This window comes from Sorangium sp. So ce836, from assembly GCF_028553905.1.
GTDB classification, from domain to species: Bacteria; Myxococcota_A; Polyangia; order Polyangiales; family Polyangiaceae; genus Sorangium; species Sorangium cellulosum_D.
Map to the genome: position 1 here is coordinate 11,035,967 of NZ_CP102233.1, position 21,489 is coordinate 11,057,455.

General features: G+C 71.1%; 17 protein-coding genes. 13 read left to right on the forward strand and 4 right to left on the reverse strand.

Annotated elements, in window-relative coordinates; all coding sequences use genetic code 11:
• The first annotated feature begins 131 nt into the window (after positions 1–131).
• Complete coding sequence (locus NQZ70_RS40185) at positions 132–1,388, forward strand: hypothetical protein (RefSeq protein ID WP_129578945.1); 1,257 nt, start codon at positions 132–134, stop codon at positions 1,386–1,388.
• Positions 1,389–1,479: 91 nt separating this feature from the next.
• On the opposite strand, the gene NQZ70_RS40190 is transcribed toward NQZ70_RS40185, so the two are convergent.
• Positions 1,480–2,304 carry a tetratricopeptide repeat protein gene (locus NQZ70_RS40190; protein WP_272826548.1) on the reverse strand — a complete coding sequence of 275 codons (825 nt, stop codon included), beginning with the start codon at positions 2,302–2,304 and terminating at the stop codon, positions 1,480–1,482.
• 390 nt (positions 2,305–2,694) lie between these two features.
• Between NQZ70_RS40190 and NQZ70_RS40195 the strand changes: the two genes are divergently transcribed.
• The 3 genes from NQZ70_RS40195 to NQZ70_RS40205 all read left to right on the forward strand — a co-directional run bounded on the left by NQZ70_RS40195 (position 2,695) and on the right by NQZ70_RS40205 (position 7,676).
• A complete protein-coding gene (locus NQZ70_RS40195) occupies positions 2,695–4,017 on the forward strand; it encodes an STAS domain-containing protein (protein WP_237244481.1) in 1,323 nt (440 codons plus the stop codon).
• Between the two features lie 277 nt (positions 4,018–4,294).
• On the forward strand, positions 4,295–5,863 hold the full coding sequence (locus tag NQZ70_RS40200) for a lamin tail domain-containing protein (protein WP_272826550.1): 1,569 nt from the start codon (positions 4,295–4,297) through the stop codon (positions 5,861–5,863).
• 196 nt (positions 5,864–6,059) lie between these two features.
• A complete protein-coding gene (locus tag NQZ70_RS40205; RefSeq protein WP_165374406.1) occupies positions 6,060–7,676 on the forward strand; it encodes a glycoside hydrolase family 30 beta sandwich domain-containing protein in 1,617 nt (538 codons plus the stop codon).
• A 38-nt stretch (positions 7,677–7,714) separates the two neighbouring features.
• Here NQZ70_RS40205 and NQZ70_RS40210 read toward each other — a convergent pair whose 3' ends face one another.
• From NQZ70_RS40210 to NQZ70_RS40220, 3 genes are all read right to left on the reverse strand, one after another.
• Positions 7,715–8,368 (reverse strand): redoxin family protein, encoded by a 654-nt coding sequence (locus tag NQZ70_RS40210; RefSeq protein ID WP_237244483.1) that lies wholly within the window; start codon positions 8,366–8,368, stop codon positions 7,715–7,717.
• 154 nt (positions 8,369–8,522) lie between these two features.
• A complete protein-coding gene (pssA, locus tag NQZ70_RS40215; protein WP_237244484.1) occupies positions 8,523–9,500 on the reverse strand; it encodes a CDP-diacylglycerol--serine O-phosphatidyltransferase in 978 nt (325 codons plus the stop codon).
• Positions 9,501–9,696: 196 nt separating this feature from the next.
• Positions 9,697–10,053 carry an antibiotic biosynthesis monooxygenase gene (locus NQZ70_RS40220; RefSeq protein WP_061629153.1) on the reverse strand — a complete coding sequence of 119 codons (357 nt, stop codon included), beginning with the start codon at positions 10,051–10,053 and terminating at the stop codon, positions 9,697–9,699.
• Between the two features lie 801 nt (positions 10,054–10,854).
• On the opposite strand from NQZ70_RS40220, the gene NQZ70_RS40225 reads away from it, so the two are divergent.
• The 9 genes from NQZ70_RS40225 (at position 10,855) to NQZ70_RS40265 (ending at position 21,466) form a co-directional block, all read left to right on the forward strand.
• Entirely contained in the window at positions 10,855–11,973 is a 1,119-nt protein-coding gene (locus tag NQZ70_RS40225) for an NAD-dependent epimerase/dehydratase family protein (RefSeq protein WP_129578948.1), read from the forward strand.
• Complete coding sequence (locus tag NQZ70_RS40230) at positions 11,970–13,088, forward strand: SDR family NAD(P)-dependent oxidoreductase (RefSeq protein WP_129578949.1); 1,119 nt, start codon at positions 11,970–11,972, stop codon at positions 13,086–13,088. The genes NQZ70_RS40225 and NQZ70_RS40230 overlap by 4 nt, the downstream gene beginning before the upstream one ends.
• Positions 13,085–14,386 carry a TIGR04295 family B12-binding domain-containing radical SAM protein gene (locus NQZ70_RS40235; protein ID WP_129578950.1) on the forward strand — a complete coding sequence of 434 codons (1,302 nt, stop codon included), beginning with the start codon at positions 13,085–13,087 and terminating at the stop codon, positions 14,384–14,386. Before NQZ70_RS40230 ends, NQZ70_RS40235 begins: the two co-directional genes overlap by 4 nt.
• Positions 14,379–15,557 (forward strand): glycosyltransferase family 4 protein, encoded by a 1,179-nt coding sequence (locus NQZ70_RS40240; protein ID WP_129578951.1) that lies wholly within the window; start codon positions 14,379–14,381, stop codon positions 15,555–15,557. The genes NQZ70_RS40235 and NQZ70_RS40240 overlap by 8 nt, the downstream gene beginning before the upstream one ends.
• Before the next feature lie 3 nt (positions 15,558–15,560).
• Positions 15,561–16,697 carry a glycosyltransferase gene (locus tag NQZ70_RS40245; protein ID WP_129578952.1) on the forward strand — a complete coding sequence of 379 codons (1,137 nt, stop codon included), beginning with the start codon at positions 15,561–15,563 and terminating at the stop codon, positions 16,695–16,697.
• Entirely contained in the window at positions 16,694–17,830 is a 1,137-nt protein-coding gene (locus NQZ70_RS40250) for a glycosyltransferase (protein WP_129578953.1), read from the forward strand. Before NQZ70_RS40245 ends, NQZ70_RS40250 begins: the two co-directional genes overlap by 4 nt.
• Entirely contained in the window at positions 17,827–18,927 is a 1,101-nt protein-coding gene (locus NQZ70_RS40255) for a glycosyltransferase (RefSeq protein WP_129578954.1), read from the forward strand. The genes NQZ70_RS40250 and NQZ70_RS40255 overlap by 4 nt, the downstream gene beginning before the upstream one ends.
• A 138-nt stretch (positions 18,928–19,065) precedes the next feature.
• Positions 19,066–20,076, forward strand: a complete 1,011-nt coding sequence (locus NQZ70_RS40260) for a UDP-glucuronic acid decarboxylase family protein (RefSeq protein WP_129578955.1) — start codon at positions 19,066–19,068, stop codon at positions 20,074–20,076.
• Positions 20,077–20,152: 76 nt separating this feature from the next.
• The gene (locus tag NQZ70_RS40265; RefSeq protein WP_129578956.1) at positions 20,153–21,466 is read left to right on the forward strand and encodes an inositol-3-phosphate synthase; all 1,314 of its coding nucleotides are present in this window, start codon (positions 20,153–20,155) and stop codon (positions 21,464–21,466) included.
• Positions 21,467–21,489 lie beyond the last annotated feature (23 nt).

A 21,489-nucleotide genomic window follows, 5' to 3' on the forward strand; every position in this document is an offset into this window, starting at 1 on the left:
CCGGCGCCGGCCAGCCGGCGTCGACCGATTTCCCTGGGCGAGCGCGACGCCGCCGCGACCCGGGAACAATGCGCGCGCTCGTTCACCTGCGCGCGCAGGATGTGAGACCACCACACAGCAGGGATCGACTCATGCGCACAAGTACCTCGCTCATCGCTCTCCTCGGCGCCGTCGCGCTCTTCGGCTGTTCCTCCTCGGAAACCGGCCCCGAGAAGGAGACACCGGAGGACCAGATGCTGGAGCCGCCGGCCCAGGGCGCCGGCGTGCAGTATCGGATGACCTCCACGATCGAGCCGGGGCAGGAGGTCGAGCGCTGCCAGCTCTTCGTCGCGCCGCCGGAGGGGCTCAACGTCAACAAGGAGGTGGTGCGGTTCTCGCGCGGGAGCCACCACGTCCTCCTCTACGCAACGCCGTACACCGAGATCCCGACCGAGACGCAGCGCGGCGTCACCCTCGATGCGACCCAGGTCCACGACTGCAGCGACGGCCCCCAGGCCGACTGGGACGTCACCGGCGTTGTCGCGGGCTCCCAGTCCCCCGACGGCAACTCCTTCCTCGGCGAGCTCCCGGAGGGCGTGGCGCTCAAGGTCGCCCCGGGCACGGTGCTCCTCATGAACACCCATTACCTGAACGCCTCGAGCGCGCCGCTCGAGACCGACGCGCGCATCAACCTCTACACGATCCCGGACGAGGAGGTGAAGGTCGAGGCGGGCATGCTCTTCCACTACAACCCGTTCATCAGCGTGCCGTCGCACGGGGAGTCCTCGGCGCGGATGCGCTGCACCACCGATGAGGACATCTCGGTCGTGAGGATCCAGTCGCACATGCACCGCCGCGGCGTCGGCTACGTCGCCAACAAGGTCGACCTCGACGGCGAGATGACGGAGCTGTACGCCCACGACAGGTGGGAGGGGGTCCCGTCGCAGGAGTTCTCGCCGTTCCTCGAGGTCAAGGCGGGAGAGGCCCTGGACTACCGCTGCGATTTCAAGAACACCGAGGATCGCGACATCGCGCAGGGCCTGACCACGAAGGACGAGATGTGCATGCTGATCGGGCCGTACTTCCCGCGGTCCAAGGCCTACGAGAACTGCCGGAACAGCGAGGGCTTCGACGCCTCGACGTGGTTCGGCTCCGGGAAGTCCACGTGCGCCGAGGCGTTCGCGTGCATCAACAGCGCCGGCGACGATGCCGCGTTCTATGGCTGCATCGTGAACACCTGCGAGAAGGTCGGGCCTCAGCTCTCGGAGACGCTCAATTGCCAGACCAGCGGGGCCTTCGGCGCGTGCGACGAGGATTGCCGCGGCGGGGACAGGGAGGTGTGCAACACGTGCATCCTCGCGGCGTGCACCCCCGAGATGGAGGCCTGCGAGGCCGCCACGTGCGACTGACCTGAACGGGCGCGGCGCCGCGGGGCGGCTCTCGCCCGCCGCGCGGCGCTGCTCTGTGCCTCGGCGCCGCCCTGCGCCGCGGCGCCGCTCCTCAGAACGTCCCCTGGATCTCGACCCGCCCGAGGCCCACCCCGGCGCGCCAGACCACGCCGCGCCGGGCTTGCGGCGCCGCGCCCGCGGCGTCGGGCGCCGCGTCGCCACCGGGCCGGACCACGAGCAGCACGACCCCCGCCGCGGCCGAGGCGGCGCCCACGATGAAGCTCACGGTGGACACATGGCCCAGCGTGGTCGCGGCGTCGGCGTCGCCCTTCAGCTCGGCCGGGCAGCGCTTGCCGTCGCAGCGCGACTCGATGTCGGACACCTTCGAGAGCGACACGAGCCCGGTCGCGGCGCCGACGCCGAGACCCACCGCCCCGAGCCCGAACGCGAGCCCCGCCGGCAGCAGCGAGCCGCGCCCCCCCTCCGCGCCGCCCGGGGCCGGCGCGGCCGGCGCCGGCGCCGGAGCCGCGGGCGCCTCCAGCGCCGCACGCACGGCCGCGAGCTCGGTCTCCGCGTCCCTCCGCGCGTCGAGGAACGCCGCCGGCGGGTCCTCCGGGAGCGGCTCGGCGAGGACCTGCTCGTACAGGCCGCGCGCATCCTCCAGCCGGCCGAGCTTGCGCTGGCACCGCGCCATGTAGAGCACGAGCGTCGGCGCATGATAGAGCCCGTCCGCCTCCTTGAAGACCTCGAACGCCTCCTGCCAGCGGTCCGCGCCGTAGAGCTTGAGCCCCTCGTGCGCCTTCGTCCGGGCGAGCTGCTGCGCCTCGGCCGAGGCGCCCTCCGGCGGCTTCGCCGCGAGCGCCGGCGCCGCGGCCAGCAACGTCACCGCGAACGCGCACCGGCGAAGACAGGTCGAGAGCATCGTCGTTCGTTTCATCGGAATTCGTCGGAAGCAGAAGTGAACGCCCCACGGGTTGCCCGCGGCGCGGCCCTGCGCGCCCGCCCACGAAGCTCGCCGGCGCGGCGGACACATTAAGGGGAACCGCGCGCCATCGTCCAGCGATGACACGGACGTCCAGGCCGCGATCCGCGCGGATCCCGGCGCGCCGGTGGTCCGGCCCGGCGAGGTCACCGCGGCGTCGCGGCGCCGTGACGCGGCGGTCAGGACCGGCGCGCCGACCACGCGGCGGCTCGGCGCGTCACCTCCGAGATCGCCTCGCCGCGGAAACCGATTGGATACATTGGGCGTGGTACTCCTTCAATCATGACCGGTCTCATCAAACGGTCGGAGGAGACCTCGACGAGAGCACGATGGAGGCTCGACAGCGTGTTGACCGATGAGCGCTCGCTCGTGGAGCTGCTCCGGGTGGTCACCGTCGACGTGCACGAGGCGGCGAGCGTCGAGGAGGCGCTGCATCGCACCATCGCGCACATCTGCGATCACCTGAGCTGGCCGGTCGGGCACGCCTACGTGCCGGCGGCGGACGATCCCTCGCTGCTCCTGCCGACGGCGCTCTGGTACCTCAACGACGAGGTGAAGTTCGCGACCTTCAAGGCGGTCACAGAGGCGACGCAGTTCACCCCGGAGGTCGGGCTGCCCGGGCGGGTGCTCGCCAGCAAGCAGCCGGTCTGGGTGCGCAACGTGACGGAAGACGCCAACTTCCCGCGCGCCCGGCTCGCGAAGAACCTCGGCGTCAAGGCGGGGTTCGCGTTCCCCGTGGTGGTCGGGGCCGAGGTGGTGGCCGTGCTGGAGTTCTTCTCCGACGCCGAGTACGCGGACGACGGGAAGTTCACCGCGACCATCGGCCGCATCGCGCGGCAGCTCGGCCGCCTGTTCGAGCGCAAGCACGCGCAGGAGATGCTGAGCCGGGAGCGGGACTTCATGGCCGGCGTCATGGATCTCGTCGACGGCCTCATCGTGGTGCTCGACGCGCGCGGGCGCATCGTGCGCATGAACAGCGCCGCCGAGCGGGCGCTGGGCAGCGGGCGCGGGCCTCTGGAGCCGCGCTATCTCTGGGAGCTCACGCCCGATCCGGGGGCGTCGGCGCAGCTCAAGGGCCTGTTCGAGGAGCTCGGCGCCGGCGCGCCGCGGAAGCAAGTGGAGGTCCCGTGGACGGCGAGGGACGGCGCCCGCCGGGTGACGGCCTGGTCGGGCGCGGTCCTGCGCGGCAAGGACGAGGGGCTCCGGTTCGTCATCATGACCGGCATCGACCTGACGGAGCGCAAGCGCGCCGAGCAGGAGCGCGCGCGGCTGCAGGACGAGGTGATCCTGGCCCAGGAAGCGGCGCTGGCGAAGCTCACCATGCCGCTCATCCCCATCTGCGACGACGTGGTGGTCTTGCCGCTCATCGGCCCGCTCGAGGCCGGGCGCGTGCGCCGCGTGGCCGAGGCGCTGGCGCGCGGCATCGCGGAACGCCGCACGCGCACCGCGATCCTCGATCTGACCGGCGTGGACGCGCTCGATCTGGCGGCGATCGAGGCGCTGCTCGAGGTGGTGCGGGTCGTGGGCCTGCTCGGCGCGCGGGCGGTGCTCACCGGGATCCGCCCCGAGGTCGCCCACCGCCTCGCGGAGAGCGGCGTGGACCTCGGTCGGCTCGCCGTGAAGAGCTCCCTGCAGAGCGGGATCGCGTTCGCCATGAGGAGCCGCTGAGCCCCGGAGCCGGGCGCGGCGGATCGCTGGAATCGAGCGTAGACGAGCGTAGACGAGCGGAATCGAGCGTAGACGAGCGGAATCGAGCGCGGCCGCCCTGAACGCCCCGGGGCCTCCGGCGGCCACGCCCGAGCCCGATGTCGTTCGTTCTCAACCGGAACTGCACGATCGCAGCATGGGACACGGGCGAGCATGACCCCGCTTTGCCCCTGTTTCATGGTGTAATGCGACGATCCCGAGAAAGGTCCGGTGCAGCGATATGCGATCGATATCTTCCATGCTGGCTCGGTTCGTGTGGGTTCGGGTCCCTTTGCTCGTGTGGGCGCTGACCGCGGCCGCGTGCGCGGCCGAGCCGCCGCTCGACGCGGAGGTAGGCCCGGAGGCGGCCCTCCTCGGCGAGCACGGCGACGCGCTCTCGACGCGCATCCGGCTCATGGCCGCGAACCTCACGAGCGGCACGAACCAGAGCTACGATCCGGGGCACGGCCAGCGCATCATGCAGGGGATCGAGCCCGATATCGTCCTGCTGCAAGAATTCAACTACGGCAGCAACTCCACGTCCGACATTCAAGGCTTCGTGGACGTCACGTTCGGCACCGGGTTCAGTTATTACCGGGAGAGTGGGGCGCAGATCCCGAACGGGATCGTGAGCCGGTGGCCGATCGTCGCGTCTGGCGAGTGGGACGACGCGTCGGTCGGCAACCGGGATTTCGCCTGGGCGCAGATCGACATCCCCGGTCCCGCCGACCTCTGGGCCATCAGCGTCCATTTGCTGACGTCGAGCGCGGGGGCGCGCAACACGGAGGCAGCGCAGCTCGTCTCGTTCATCCAGACGCACGTCGACGAGGACGATTACCTGGTGATCGGCGGCGACTTCAACACCGGGAGCCGGACCGAGGCGTGCGTCACGACGCTCTCGAGCGTCGTCGTCACGTCCGGCCCCCATCCCGCCGACAAGAACGGGAACGACAAGACCAACGCCGGCAGGACCAAGCCCTACGACTGGGTGCTCGTCGACAGCGATCTGGAGCCGCTCGAGACCGCCGTCGTCATCGGCGGGAGCAGCTTCGCGAACGGCCTCGTGGTGGACACGCGCGTCTATTCTCCGCTCTCGGAGATCAGCCCCGCGCACTCGTCGGACAGCGGCGCCTCGAACATGCAGCACATGGGCGTCGTGCGCGATTTCATGATCCCCGACGGCAGCGGCAGCAGCAGCACCAGCGTCAGCAGCAGCAGCAGCAGCAGCAGCAGCAGCAGCAGCAGCAGCAGCAGCAGCAGCAGCAGCAGTAGCAGCAGCGGCAGCGGCAGCGGTGGCGCCGGCGGCAGCGGCGGCGCCGGCGGCAGCGGTGGCGCCGGCGGCAGCGGCGGCGGCACGGCCAACGTGATCATCAATGAGGTCCTCGCCAATGAGCCGGGCAGCGATCCGGACGGCGAGTTCGTCGAGATCGTCAATGTCGGTACGGCGACCGCCTCGATCGGCGGGTGGAAGCTCGCCGACAGCACGGGGACGCGGCACACCTTCCCCGCCGGAGCGTCGCTCGCGCCCTTCACGGCCGTCGTGGTGTACGGCCACGCCTCGGCGGTGCCAGCTGGCGTGCTCGGAGCCGTCGGCGCCTCCACGGGAGCCCTGGGCCTCAACAACAACAGCAGCGATACGGTCACGCTGCGAAACGCCGCGGGCGCGACCGTGAGCAGCGTCACGTACACGTCCGCGCTCTCGGATCAGGACGGTGTCTCGATGAACCGCAGCATCGATCTCGACGGGAGCACATCCTTCGTCCTCCACAGCGCCCTCGGCGAGAGGAGCTCTTCGCCGGGCACGCGCGCGAGCGGCGCGCCGTTCTAGCCGAGGACACCGAACGCATTGAAGCGTCGACGCGCTCGCCGCTGGCGGCCCCGCGGGGCCCGCGCGAATGACGCCCTCGGAAACCGCGGCGCTGCTCAGATCATCGCGGGGCCTCTCGGGCATATAGTCCGACGACGATCGGCCGTGTGCTTCGGGCACCGCCGCGGGTTTGCACCCAGGAGCGAGGATTCTAGTGATGAACAGGGCACGAGGTTCGACCACCGCCGTTTTGCTCGCATTTTTCTTCGTGGCTTGCGGTCCGTCGACCAGCGCGACGGAGCCCGAGGGCTCGGGCGGCTCGGGCTCGGCGGCGAGCGGGTCGGGGGCGGGCAGCTCGACGAGCTCGGGCGGTTCGACGGGGTCGGGCGGAACAGACGCGAGCGGCTCGACCGGGTCGGGCGGCGCCGGCGGCGATCCGACGGGGGACGGCGGCGCTGGCGGCTCGTCCACCGGCGGCGGGCCCCCCGTGGTCGAGCCCACGTTGATCACGTCCGGTCCGAACGACTACTGGAATACGGGGACGCCGACGGAGGTGACGAGCGGCAATGCCGACGTGACCGTCGACGACGCGACGACGCACCAGCGCTGGGACGGGTTCGGCGGCACCTTCAACGAGGTGGGCTGGAACGTGCTCTCGATGCTCAGCGAGGCGGAGAGGGCGCGAGCCATCAAGCTCCTCTTCGACAAGCACGAGGGCGCGGCGTTCGTCTACGGGCGCATTCCGATCGGGGCCAGCGACTACGCGATGGATCGCTACACCCTCGACGAGACGCCGAACGATACCGCGATGGCGAGCTTCTCCATCGAGCGGGACAAGGAGCGGCTGATCCCGTACATCAAGGCGGCGCTCGCCGTCAAACCCGGCCTCCACCTCTGGGCCAGCCCCTGGACGCCCCCCACCTGGATGAAGAGCAACGGCGCCTTCGACGGCGGCCGGATGAAGGAAGACGCGAGCACCTTGCAGGCGTATGCCCTGTACCTCGCGAAGTTCGTGGAGGCGTACGCCGGAGAGGGCATCACCATCGAGGCGGTTCACCCTCAGAACGAGCCGAACTACGAGACGAGGTACCCGAGCTGCCTCTGGACGGGGCCGCTCATGGCCAAGTTCATCGGCACCTACCTCGGGCCGACGTTCGCCGACCGGGGGCTCACGGCGCAGATCTATCTCGGCACGATGTCCAACAACGAAAGCGGGAAGGACGGGGCGATCATCAGCGCCGTGACCGGCGACGCCACCGCGATGGGGTACGTCAAGGGCTTCGGGCTGCAGTGGAACATGCTGAGCAGCGTATCCGGCTTGAGATCGCGCAATCTGCCGATCGTGCAGACGGAGCACAAGTGCGGCAACTACCCCTGGAACCCCGCGGGCTCACCGCCGTTCGACGCGCAGAAGGCGCCGAACGATCACGCGTACGCGGAGGAGAGCTGGGGGCTCATCCGCGACTGGATCAAGGCAGGGGTGACCTCGTACAGCGCCTGGAACATGGTGCTGGACACGGCGGGGAAGAACCTGGACTCGCAGCGGCCCTGGCCTCAGAACGCGCTGCTCATCGTGGACACGGCGGCGAAGACGCTGAACGTGACCCCCGTCTACCACGTCTTCCGCCACCTCTCCGAGTACGTCGATCCCGGGGCGATGCGCGTCGCCACGACCGGCGGCGATGCGCTGGCGTTCAAGAATCCCGACGGGACCATCGTCACGATCCTGTACAACTCCGGCAGTGCGGCGAAGATGACCGTCCTCGATGTGGCCGGGAAGAAGCTCCAGTTCAGCGTCCCTGCCCACGGGTGGGCCACCGTCAACTGGCAGTGACGCTGGCGAGGGGGGTCGAGACGATGCTCGGCGCGGTGTCACCGCGCCGGCTCGTCGAGCAGCGCGCGGACGCGCCCCTCGACGGTCGCGAACTCGGGGGTATCGGGCGCAAGCTGGCCCCCGAGGTGCACGTGCCGCACCAGCCCCGCGCGATCGAGGAGGAAGCTGACGCTCGTGTACTGGCGCTTCGGATGGCCATCGATCCACCAGCGCTTGAGCGTGCGCCAGTCCGGGTCGATCGCGACCGGGAAGCTGTACCCGAAATGCGACAGGTAGCCTTTGACCGCCGCCGGATCGAGCGGCTCGTCGTCCTTGTGGTGATACATCCCGACGACGACGAGCCCTCGTGACCGATAGCGCTCGTCCAGCGCCTTGAGCGCCGGGGCGGTGGCGCTGCAAAACGGGCAGTTCGGCGACATGAACCAGCGGACGAGCACGACCTTGCCACGCAGATCCGCCGGCGTGAGCGGCGGTGAGTTGTACCAGGGCCCCACGTCCCAGGCCGGCGGAGGCGCCCCGACGACGCCCGACACATCGTGGTCGAAGCCCGGGTCGCCGCCCGACGTGAGGGGGGCGCTCTCCGGAGACGGCGCAGGCGCGGCGGGCTCCGCGGGCGCGGGCGCGGCCGCGGGCACGGGCTCCGGCGAGGCGGCGCACGCGAGGGCGAGCGCGGCGAGAGGAAGCAAACGCAAGCGAGCGAGCATAGCGATATCTCCGCGCGCGACGATGGCAGCCCGGCGCGGGCGCGTCAATCGGGGCCGGACCGCGTCCCGCCGCCGCGGTCTCCGTCCGTGAAGAACGCTGCGAACGCTGAAACCGCTCCTTCCGCAGGTAGGCGCGACCGCTCTACGAAGGTTGTCGCGGAGCCGATCGCGAAGACTCCCGTCCACCGCCCCCACGCGACCCACCGCCCGTGCCGGATCGTCTCCGCTCGGGCTCGCCCGGCGCGCCGCGGCGCCGCGCCGGAAGGCGCCAGAGCGACTCGACAGCGCCGAGCAGGACGTAGGCGCCGATCAGCCAGACAAGGACGAACCCCGGCGCCCAGCGGGCCGAGATGAGCGCGCTCGATCCGATGACGAGCGCGATCGACAGCGCGGTGCGGGCGTCGAGGCGGACATCCTTGAACGAGCGGAACCGCAGGGTCGACACCATCAGGAGCGAGAGGAGCAGCGTCGTCGCGAGGACCGCCGGCGCGGCGCCGACCCCGGCGAGCTGCCCGTCCGCGACGCCGTGGGTCATGACGATCGCGACAAGGATCCCGGCCGCGCCGGTGACGGGGAGGCCGACGACGTACCGCGGCGGCGCCGACGAACAGCCCGCCTCGGCGAGGGAGAGGACGTTGAAGCGAGCGAGCCGGATCGCGCCGCACGCCGCGAACACGAACCCGCCGAGCACGCCGGCGAGGCCGAGGCGGTGCAGCGCCCACTGGTGCACGAGGACGGCCGGGGCCACGCCGAACGAGACGAGATCGGCCAGCGCGTCGAGCTCCCGCCCGAACGCGCTGTCGGTCCTGGTCGCCCGCGCGACGCGGCCGTCGAGCGCGTCGAGGAGCATCGCCAGGAGGATGAGGCTCGCGGCGCGCCGGAAATCGTCGTCCGACCGCGCGGCGGCCGAGCGCCGTACCGCGTCGAGGCCGCAGAAGATCGATGACAGCGTGATCAGGTTGGGGAGGAGAAACAGCGCCTTCCCCGGAACCCGCCGCGGCCGCCCCCGCGCCGCCTCGACGCGGGGCCGCTCGGGCCCCGCGCCTCGGCCTGGCCGTGGGCCCGCGGGGCGCCAGCGCTCGACGCCGGCGTCCCGTCTTGCTGGAGTGAATGCTGACATGATGGGCGAGGTCGGCGAGGCGCCGCCCGACCGCGCGGCCCCTGGCCCGCGGCCCGACGGGCCCGCTCGCCCGGCCTCGTAGTACACGAGGCCACACGGCTTCAAGCCGGGAGCGCACGCGCGCAGCAGCGCAAGGCGCCTGCTGCGCGCACGGCGCCCCCGCGCGCACGGCGCCCCCGACCGGCGCCGAGGATCGCTAGCCCTGCAGATCGGTGCTGAGGAACACCTCGTGGATATCGAGCTTGCTCGGGCCCGCGAACATCTCCTTCGGCGCGCGGTTCCGGTGCGCCTCCGCGAACGCGGGGCTCCTCGTCCAGGCGATGAAGTCGTCCATCGACCTCCACCAGGTCTTGACCTCGTAGAACCCCTGCGCGTCCGGATCCGGGCTCCACGCGCCGGTCGCGTGGTCCAGCTTCATCGGCTTGGGCCGGTGCACCTCGTTCCGGATGAAGCCGGGCGCGCGGTCGACCAGGTGGACCCGGTTCTTGAAGCGGTCCTCGAACTCGGCCTCGTGGCCCTCGGCGACGGGAATGCGGTTTGTGACGACGATCATGGCTCCTCCTTGCTGGTACCCCGGGACCCGCCCGGCGCGGGCGACGGCGAGCTTAGCAGCGCGCCCGCCCGGCCGGGACCGCGCCGCGCACGTTGCGCCCGTTCGCTGCAGATAATCGTGGAATTTCTCAGAGCTCATCGTAATGCAGTCCATCGCGCGCGACCGGCCACGGCCGGTGCGGCAGCTCCGACGAAAACGGATTGACAAGTCGGCCTTTCGGAGCCCTCATCTCGGGAGATGCGCTCATGAACGGTTCCGAGACGGCTGGGCGTCATCCCCGGCCTCGAGCCGTTCAACGGAGGAGATCGAGCGCGCGCCGCGGAACATGATGGTGTGGTCAATGCGGGCTCTCCCTAGAAGAGCGCCGGTTTCGCCTGATACCATGGTGAGGTGGAGTATCGAACGCTCCGTCGTCCGCAGACCGCGCGCCCACGCGCCGGAGCGCCGCGGACAGAGCCCGAAGATTGTCCGGGAAATCACGGAGGGTTCGGCGGGATTCGAGTGCTCGCCAGCGCGACTCGAAGATCGTACTGCGGGTGATATTGTCAAATCTCTCACGAACCGCTCTTGCAGGATCGTGAGTTACATGTTACTCGGATGGCGTCCCGGGCGTCGATTGTACGATGTCCGCGCTGAACAGAACCGGACACGGTGGCGCAGTGAGCTGTCCAGAGCGCGGCGCCGTCGCGAAGGCTCCCTCTTATTTAGCCTAGTCTCGTCCGCTCAGCTGCGTGGCGTTTTGCCACGCGCGTTGACGACTCGTGGCATTTTGCCACGCATTGACCATCGACACAGAGGAATATGGCCAGTCACGTCCTCATCACCGGTGGAGCGGGCTTCATCGGCTCGCACGTCGCCGACGAGCTCCTGCGCCAAGGGCATCGCGTCCGGGCGCTCGACAGCCTCATCCCGCAGGTGCACGGGCCCGAGCGCCGGCGCCCGGCGTACCTCAACCCGGAAGTCGAGCTCATCGTGGGTGACGTCCGGGACCGGGACGCGGTGAAGTCGGCATTGCGCGGCGTGGACGTCGTTTACCACTTCGCGGCCATGGTCGGGGTCGGACAGAGCATGTACAAGATCGAGGAGTACACCTCGGTCAACAACCTCGGCACCGCCGTGCTCCTGGAAGAGCTCGCCGAGAGGCCGGTCTCGCGGCTGATCGTCGCCTCCAGCATGAGCGTGTACGGCGAGGGGCTCTACCGGACCGCCTCGGGCGCCGTGGTCCCCGGCGCGAGCCGCCCGCTCGATCAGCTGAAGCGCGGCGACTGGGAGGTCCGGAGCGAGACGGGCGAGGCGCTCGTGCCGATCCCGACCCCCGAGTCCAAGACGCCGGCGCTCGAGTCGGTCTATGCGCTCTCCAAGTACGACCAGGAGCGGCTCTGCCTCACGATCGGGCGCGCCTACAACATCCCGACCGTCGCCCTCCGCTTCTTCAACGTGTACGGCCGCCGCCAGGCCCTCTCCAACCCGTACACCGGCGTCCTCGCCATCTTCGCCTCCCGGCTCCTCAACGATCGTCCGCCCCTCATCTTCGAGGACGGCCTGCAGCGGCGCGACTTCGTGAGCGTCGCCGACATCTCCCGCGCCTGCGTCCGGGTCCTCGGCGCCGACTCCGCGGTGGGCCAGGTGCTCAACATCGGCAGCGGGCGCTCGTACACCGTGCGCGAGGTCGCCGATCACGTCCGCAAGCTGATGGGCAAGGACCGGATCGACCCCGAGATCACCGGGAAATCGCGGCTGGGCGACATCCGGCACTGCTTCGCGGACATCGGCGCGGCGCAGCGCAAGATCGGGTATGAGCCCCAGGTCACCCTCGAGGAGGGGCTCCGCGATCTCGCCGGCTGGCTCGAGGGCCAGGTGGCCAAGGACGCTGTCGCCCAGGCCCGCGCCGAGCTGGAGTCCCGGGGGCTGACGGTATGAGCGCCGCGGATCTCGATCCCCGCGGCGCGGCCGGGGAGCCGGGGCGACCGGCGCTGATCACCGGCGGCGCCGGCTTCATCGGGTCCAACGTGGCCCACCGCCTGCTCCAGGCGGGAGAGTCGGTGATCCTCTTCGACGACCTCTCGCGGCCCTCCGTGGCGCGCAACGTGGACTGGCTGAAGCGCGTCCACGGCGACCGCGTCACGCTGGTCACCGGCGACGTGCGGGACGCCGGCGCGGTCGCCGAGGTGGTCCGGCGCGCCTCCAGCGTCTTTCATTTCGCCGCCCAGGTCGCGGTGACCACCAGCCTGGTCCGGCCGGTGGAGGACTTCGAGATCAACGCCCGGGGGACGCTCAACGTCCTCGAGGCGATCCGCGCCCAGAGCGCCCCGCCGCCGCTCCTCTTCACGTCCACCAACAAGGTGTATGGCGGCCTCCCCGACGTCGCGCTCCAGTGCAGGGCTCGGCAGTACGCGCCCGAGGATCCGAGGCTCCGCGCCTCCGGCATCTCGGAGGCGCGGCCGCTCGACTTCCACAGCCCCTACGGGTGCTCGAAGGGCACGGCGGATCAGTACGTGATCGATTATGCCCGCACCTTCGGGCTCCCCGCGGCGGTGTTCCGGATGAGCTGTATCTACGGGCCTCGCCAGTTCGGGACCGAGGACCAGGGGTGGGTGGCTCATTTCCTCCTCCAGGCGCTCCGGCGCGAGCCGATCACCCTCTACGGCGACGGGATGCAGGTCCGGGACGTGCTGTTCATCGACGATCTCGTCGACGCCTTCCTCCTCGCCCGCAAGAACATCCGGCAGATCTCCGCGACGGCGTTCAACATCGGCGGGGGCCCGGAGAACACCCTCAGTCTTCTCGAGCTGCTCGACCTCATCGAGGAGCTCGACGGCAAGCGCCCGGCGACCGGCTTAGAGGCGTGGCGCCCCGGCGATCAGCGCTACTACGTCTCCGATTGCCGCCGGTTCAACGCGGCGACGGGGTGGTGGCCGCGCGTCCGATTCCGCGACGGCGTGCGCAAGCTGTACGGCTGGCTGCGCGAGATGACCGGCGCCGGCAAGGCCGCAGGCCAGGCGGCCGAGGAGCTCTGCATGGAGGGCGCCGAGTGAGGTTCGCGCTCGTCAACCCGCCCTGGAGCTTCGAGGGGAGCATCTATTTCGGCTGCCGCGAGCCTCACCTGCCGCTCGAGTACGGCTACGCCAGGGCGCTGCTCGAGGCGGCGGGGCACGAGGCGGCGATCGTCGACGCCCAGGCCCGGAACCTCTCCCTGGAGGCCCTCCGCGACGAGGTGGCCGCGCTCCGCCCCGACGCCATCGTGGTGACCACCGCGCCGAGCTACCTCTTCTGGCGCTGCGCTCCGCCCGAGCTCCGGGCCCCGCAGCAGACGCTCCACGCCCTGCGCGACCTGCCGGGGCTCCGGTTCGCGGTGGGCCCCCACGCCTCCACCACCCCCCGCGCCACCGTGCACAAGCTCGGGGTCGACGCGGTGGTGATGGGCGAGTGCGAGGAAGTCCTGGTCAAGCTCGCGGATCTGCCGCGCGCGCGCTGGGGCGAGATCGCCTCGATCGCCTATGTGGAAGGCGAGGAGGCGCGCGTCCAGGGCGGGCCGCACGCGTCCGACATGGCGCGGCTCCCGGCCCTCCGCTGGGACGAGGCGATGGTCGCGCGCCACGCCCACCACCACCACCGCTTCGACACCGCGCCGGTCGGGCCGGGCGCCGAGATCGAGGCGTCCCGCGGGTGCCCCTATCACTGCACCTTCTGCGCGAAGGACAACTTCCGCGATCGCTACCGCAAGCGGCCGCTCGCCGTGCTCCTCGACGAGCTCGACGGGCTCGTCGCGCAGGGCGTCCGCTACGTCTACTTCGTCGACGAGATCTTCCTCCCGGACCGCCCGCTGCTCGAGGCGCTCGTGGATCGGCCGGTGTCGTTCGGCGTCCAGATGCGCGTCGACAACTGGAACCGCGAGATGCTCGACCTGCTCGGGAAGGCGGGGTGCGTCTCGATCGAAGCCGGGGTGGAGAGCATCACGAAGGAGGGCAGGAGCCTTTTGGCCAAGCATTGCAAGCTCTCGACCGAGCAGCTCAGCGATCTCCTGATCCACGCCAAGAAGAGCGTCCCCTTCGTCCAGGCGAACCTGATCCAGTCGCAGACCGACGATCCCGCGGACGTCGCCGCCTTCCGGGAGCGGCTCCGGCAGCACGGCGTGTGGGCGAACGAGCCGGTGCCGATGTTCCCCTACCCCGGCTCGCCCGATTACACGATGCGCTGGGGCCTCCCCGACGATCAGGCGTGGGAGCGCTCGGTCGCGCACTACCTCGGCCAGTTCGATCACTTCAGCGACATCCAGGAGAGCCGCCCGCTCCCGCTCTCCGAGCTCGAGGTCGCGGCGCCGGGCCATGGTTGACGCCCCGCACCCCCCCGGCTCCGTGTTGATGACCGCCGACACGGTGGGCGGCGTCTTCTCGTACGCGATCGAGCTCGCGGCCGCGCTCGCGGAGCGCGGGGTCCGGACGTCGCTCGCCACCATGGGCGGGCCGCTCTCGGCGCCCCAGCGCGAGGCCGCGGGCCGCGTGCCCGGGCTCGCCGTCTTCGAGAGCTCCTTCCGGCTCGAGTGGATGGACGACCCCTGGGACGACGTCGCGCGCGCCGGGGACTGGCTCCTCGAGCTCGAGGAGCGCGTCCGCCCGGACGTGGTCCACCTGAACGGCTACGCGCACGGCGCCCTCGGCTTCCGCGCCCCGAAGCTCGTGGTGGCCCACTCGTGCGTCCTCTCCTGGTGGACCGCCGTCCTCGGCGGGGAGGCGCCGCCGCAGTACGATCGCTACCGGCGCGAGGTGGCCCGCGGGCTCGCCGCCGCGTCCGCGGTGGTGGCGCCGACCCAGGCGATGCTCGACGCCCTCGTGCGCCACCACGGCGCGCTCGCGCCCTCCCGGGGCGCGCGGGCGGTGGTGATCCCCAACGCGGCCGCCCCGGACCGGTTCGCCCCGGGTCCGAAGGACGAGGTCATCGTCGCGGTCGGGCGGCTCTGGGACCAGGCCAAGAACATCGCGGCCCTCGGCGAGGTGGCCCCTCGCCTGCCCTGGCCGATCCAGGTGGCCGGGAGCGACGTCCACCCCGGCGGGGGCAGCCGGCCCATCCCGTCGCTCGAGCACCTCGGCGTGCTCTCGCCGGCCGGCGTCGCCGCCGCGCTCGCCCGCGCCTCGATCTACGCGCACCCCGCCCGCTACGAGCCGTTCGGCCTGTCGGTCCTGGAGGCCGCGCTCTCCGGCTGCGCCCTCGTCCTCGGCGACATCCCCAGCCTGCGCGAGGTCTGGCGGGACGCGGCCCTCTACGTCGATCCCGGCGACACAGAGGCCCTCCGGCGTTCGCTAAAGGCGCTCATCGACGACCCCGCCAGGCGGCAGGGGATGGCGTCGCGCGCCCGCGCCCGCGCCTTCGAGTTCTCGCCGCGGCGGATGGCCCGGAGCTACCTGCACCTCTACGGCGAGCTCCTCCGGGGCAGCTCGCGAACGAGGCGCTCGCCGGCGCGCGAGGCGCCGCGCGCCGCCGAAGCGGCCCCCGTGGGAGGCGAGTGAGCCATGCGCGTCGTCCTGTTCTGCCACTCGCTCCTGTCGGACTGGAACCACGGGAACGCGCACTTCCTCCGGGGCGTGGTCACCGAGCTCGCCGAGCGCGGGCACGAGGTCCGCGTCTTCGAGCCGCGCGACGCGTGGAGCCTCCAGAACCTCGTCGCCGACCACGGCGAGGCCCCGCTGCGCGAGGTGCGCGAGGTCTACCCGCACGTCGACCCGATCCGCTACGACCTCGCCTCGCTCGACCTGGACGAGGCGCTCGAGGGCGCCGCGCTGGTGATCGTCCACGAGTGGAGCGAGCCGGAGCTGGTCGCCCGCGTCGGCGCCCACCGGGCCGGCGCGTCGTACCGGCTGCTCTTCCACGACACGCACCACCGGTCGGTCACCGATCCCGGGGCCATGGCCCGCTACGATCTCACCCACTACGACGGCGTCCTCGCCTTCGGCCGGGTGATCCGCGACCTCTACCTCGAGCGCCGCTGGGCCCGCCGGGCGTTCGTCTGGCACGAGGCCGCCGACGCGCGGGTCTTCCGCCCGCGCCGCGAGATCCAGCCCGAGCGCGATCTCGTGTGGGTCGGCAACTGGGGCGACGAGGAGCGCACCCGCGAGCTCGACGAGTTCCTCATCGGCCCGGCGCGCGATCTCGGCCTCTCCGCCCGCGTGCACGGGGTGCGCTACCCCGAGCACGCCCGCGCCGCGCTCGCGGCGGCCGGGCTCGAGTACCGCGGCTGGCTCCCCAACTACCGCGCGCCCGACGCGTTCGCGCGGGCGCGGGTGACCGTCCACGTGCCGAGGCGGCCCTACGTCGCGTCGCTCCCGGGCATCCCGACCATCCGGCCGTTCGAGGCCATGGCGTGCGCCATCCCGCTCGTCTGCTCGCCGTGGAGCGACGCGGAAGAGCTGTTCTCGCCCGGGCTCGACTACCTCGTCGCCCGGGACGGCGAGGAGATGAAGAAGCACCTGCGCGCGCTCCTCGCCGAGCCCGCCATGGCCGCCGAGCTGGCGGAGCGGGGGCGCAAGACGGTCCTCGCCCGCCACACCTGCGCCCACCGCGTCAACGAGCTCCTCTGCATCTCGGCCGACCTCGGCATCGAGGTCGACCGCCCGGCGCCCGCCGCCACCACCCAGCGAGCCACCGCATGAACCGACGCCCGACCTCGAGCCGACCGCTCGACATCGCCTTCTTCGGATCGAGCCTCGTCTCCGCCTACTGGAACGGAGCGGCCACCTATTACCGCGGCATCATCCGCGCCCTCGCCGCGCGGGGGCACCGCGTCACCTTCTACGAGCCTGACGCGTACGACCGGCAGAAGCACCGCGACATCGACGATCCGCCGTGGGCCCGCGTGGTGGTCTACTCCGGCACCGACGCCGACGAGCCGAGGCGGCTCGTCCAGCAGGCGCGGTGCGCCGACGTCGTCGTCAAGGCGAGCGGCGTCGGCGTCTTCGACGAGCTCCTCGAGGCCGAGGTCGCCGCGCTCGATCGGCCGGGGCTCACCACCATCTTCTGGGACGTCGACGCCCCGGCCACGCTCGAGCGGGTCCGCACCAACCCGTCGGACCCGTTCCGCGCGCAGATCCCGCGCTACGGCCTGGTCTTCACCTACGGCGGCGGCGACCCCGTGGTGCGCGGCTACGAGGCGCTCGGCGCCCGGCGCTGCGTGCCGATCTACAACGCGCTCGACCCCGAGACCCACTTCGAGGTCGCGCCAGATCCGCGATTTCATTGTGATTTTGCGCTCCTCGCCAACCGCCTCCCGGACCGGGAGCGGCGCGTGGAGGAGTTCTTCCTGCGGCCCGCGGCCGCGCTCCCCGAGCTCCGGTTCCTGCTCGGCGGCAACGGCTGGCAGGACAAGGCGATGCCCTCGAACGTCCGGTACGTCGGGCACGTCTACACCGCGGATCACAACGCCTTCAACGCGAGCGCCCGCGCGGTGCTGAACGTGGCCCGCGACAGCATGGCGTCGGTCGGCTTCTCCCCGGCGACGCGGGTGTTCGAGGCCGCGGGCGCGGCCGCGTGCCTCATCACCGACGCGTGGGAGGGGATCGAGCTCTTCCTCGAGCCCGAGCGCGAGGTGCTCGTCGCGAGCAGCGGCGACGAGGTCGCGGCGATCCTCCGGGCGCTCATCCCCGAGCGGGCCCGCGCCATCGGCAAGGCGGCGAAGCAGCGCGTGCTCGCCGAGCACACCTACGCGGAGCGCGCGAAGCAGGTCGAGGCGCTGCTCGGCCGCCCCGACGACGCCGCCGACGCAACCCTCACCGCGATCGCTCCGTGAAGACCATCTCCTTCGTTTTCCTGGGCCTGTCGATCACCTCGTCGTGGGGCAACGGCCACGCGACCACGTACCGCGGGCTCCTCAAGCGGCTCGCCCAGCGCGGGCACCGCGTGCTTTTCCTCGAGCGGGACCTCTGGTTCTACGCGGAGAACCGCGATCTGCCGGACCCTCCGTACGGCCGGACCGAGCTCTATCAGGGGCTCGACGACCTCCGCGCGCGCTTCGGCGACGCGGTGCGCGACGCGGACATGGTGGTCGTCGGGTCCTACGTGCCCGACGGGGTCGAGGTCGGCGCCTGGGTGACGGAGACGGCGCGCGGGAAGACCGCGTTTTACGACATCGACACGCCGGTGACGCTCAAGAAGCTGGAGCGGGGCGACACCGAGTACCTGTCTGCGGCGCTGATCCCGCGCTACGACCTCTACCTCTCGTTCACCGGCGGCCCCACGCTCGACCTGCTCGAGCGCCGCTACGGGGCGAAGCGGGCGCGCCCGCTCTACTGCTCGGTGGATCCGGACGCGTATTTCCCGGAGCGCCTCTCGCCCCGGTGGGATCTCGGCTACCTCGGCACCTACAGCCCCGATCGCCAGCCCACGCTGGATCGCCTCCTGGTCGAGCCGGCGCGCCGCTGGGCGCAGGGGCGCTTCGCGGTCGCGGGGCCGCAGTACCCGGCGGAGATCGCATGGCCGGCGAACGTCGATCGGACGGATCACATCCCGCCGGGCGAGCACCGCGCCTTTTACGGCGCGCAGCGCTTCACGCTCAACGTCACCCGGCGGGACATGATCGAGGCGGGGTACTCGCCGAGCGTGCGCCTGTTCGAGGCCGCGGCCTGCGGCGTGCCGGTGATCAGCGACGACTCGCCCGGGCTCGACGAGGTCTTCGAGCCGGGCAAGGAGATCCTCGTGGCCCGCTCCTCGGAGGAGGCGCTGCGCCTGCTCCGCGAGTTCCCCGAGCGGGAGCGGGTCGCGATCGGGCAGCGGGCGCGCGAGCGCGTGCTCGCCCGGCACACCGCGGCGCACCGCGCCGAGGCGCTGGAGAGATACGCCCGGGAGCTCTTCGACGAGCGGGAGCTCCCAGGGGACCGGGGATCGTGAACGTGTGGTGTCGGCTCGAAACCGCGTGCTGCCAATGAAGGATGACGAAGCGACCGTGGCGTGGAGGAACCCCATCGCGCCCACCCGTGCCGGGGCGGTCGTCCGGTCGTCGTCGCCTGGAGAGGAGGTCAGAGAGACATGAGCGCTGCGCTGCGCATCCTGGTGACCGGAGGCGCCGGCTTCGTCGGCTCCCACCTGTGTGATCGGCTGATCCGCGACGGCCACGAGGTCATCGCGCTCGACGATTTCTCGACCGGCTCCCGGGGCAACGTCGCCCACCTCCTCCACCATCGCCGCTTCCGGCTGGTGGAGCACGACGTCACCCAGCCGTACGATCTCAAGGTCGATCGCATCTACAACCTCGCCTCGCCGGCGAGCCCGCCGCATTACCAGCGCGATCCGGTGCGGACCACGCTCATCAACGTGGTCGGCACGTTCCACGCGCTGAAGCTCGCCGAGGGCTGCGGGGCGCGGGTGTTCCAGGCGTCGACGAGCGAGGTCTACGGCGATCCCGAGGTCCACCCGCAGCCGGAGAGCTACCGGGGCTCGGTGAACCCGATCGGGATCCGCTCCTGTTACGACGAGGGGAAGCGCTGCGCCGAGTCGCTGGTGATGGACTTCCACCGTCGCCGCGGCGTCGAGGTCCGGATGGCGCGGATCTTCAACACCTACGGTCCGCGGATGGCGCTCGACGACGGGCGCGTGGTGTCGAACTTCATCGTCCAGGCGCTCCAGGGCGAGGAGCTGACGGTCTACGGCGCCGGCTCGCAGACGCGGAGCTTCTGCTACGTGGACGATCTCGTCGAGGGGATCGTGCGGCTGATGGAGCACCCCAGCGAGACGGGGCCGGTGAACCTCGGTAATCCGGAGGAGTTCACGGTGCTGGAGCTCGCCGAGGAGGTGATTCGCCTGACCGGGAGCCGGAGCCGGATCGCGTTCCGCCCGCTGCCGCAGGACGATCCGCGGCAGCGGCAGCCGGTCATCGATCACGCGAAGCGGGTGCTCGGGTTCGAGCCGAAGGTGCCGCTGCGGGTGGGGCTGCGCCGGACGATCGAGGGTTTCCGGAGCGTGCTCGGGCTGGGCCGGCACGCGCCTGCGCTGGCGGCGTCGGAGAGCGACGCGCCGCTGCCTCAGGCCGCGAACGGCTGAGCAGCGCCGCGCGCGCCGAGCGTTCGTCGAGACGAGCCGTGAGCGGCCGAGCTGGTCGCGAGTGAGGAGAGATCTGATGAAGCAGCCGCAGAAGCTGACGAAACCGCAGGGGAAGCTGGCCGTGCTCCTCCCGGGGCTCGGGGCGGTGTCGACGACGACGATCGCGGGCGTGATGCTCGCGCGGCGGGGCGTCGCCGCGCCGGTGGGGGCCTTGACGCAGCTCGGGACGATCCGGCTGGGGAAGCGGACGGACAGCCGCTCTCCGAAGATCAAGGATTTCGTCCCGCTGGCGTCGCTCGATGATCTCGAGTTCGGCGGCTGGGACATCTTCCCCGACGACGCGTACGAGGCGGCGGTGGAGGCGAAGGTGCTCGAGGCGGCGCACCTCGATGCCGTCCGCGAGGAGCTCGCGGCCGTCACGCCGATGAAGGCGGTGTTCTACCCGGACTACGTGCGCCGGCTGCACGGGCCGCACGTGAAGGCCGGCCGCAGCAAGGCCGACATGGTGGAGCAGGTGCGGGACGACATCCGCGGCTTCGTGCGCTCGCGCGGGGCGAGCCGGGCGGTGGCGGTGTGGTGCGGCTCGACGGAGATCTTCATCACGCCGTCGGAGGTGCACCGGTCGGCGGCCGCGTTCGAGGCGGGGCTCCTCTCGAACCACCCGGCCATCTCGAACTCGCAGATCTACGCCTGGGCGTGCATCAAGGAGGGGGTCCCGTTCGCCAACGGGGCGCCGAACCTGACCGTGGATTTCACTGCCGCCTGGGAGCTCGCCCGCAGCCACGGCGTGCCGATCGCGGGCAAGGACTTCAAGACGGGGCAGACCCTGATGAAGACCGTGATCGCGCCGGCGCTCAAGGCGCGGATGCTCGGCGTCTCGGGGTGGTTCTCGACGAACATCCTCGGCAACCGCGACGGCGTGGTGCTGGAGGATCCGGACTCGTTCAAGACGAAGGAGGCCTCGAAGCTCAGCGCGCTCGAGCAGATCCTCCAGCCGGAGCTCTACAGGGAGCTGTATTCGAAGCTCTACCACAAGGTGCGGATCGAGCATTATCCGCCGCGCGGGGACGCGAAGGAGGGGTGGGACAACATCGATCTGTTCGGGTGGCTCGGCTATCCGATGCAGATGAAGGTGAACTTCCTCTGCCGGGACTCGATCCTGGCGGCGCCGATCGTGCTAGATCTGGCGCTGTTCCTGGATCTCGCGGCGAGGGCGGGGTTCAGCGGGACGCAGGAGTGGCTGAGCTTTTACTTCAAGAGCCCGATGACGGCGCCGGAGCTCTATCCGGAGCACGACCTGTTCATCCAGTCGATGAAGCTCAAGAACACGCTTCGGTGGATGATGGGGGAAGACCTCATCACGCACCTCGGGAACGAGTACTACGACTGAGGCGGCGGCGCCGCGGCCGAGGT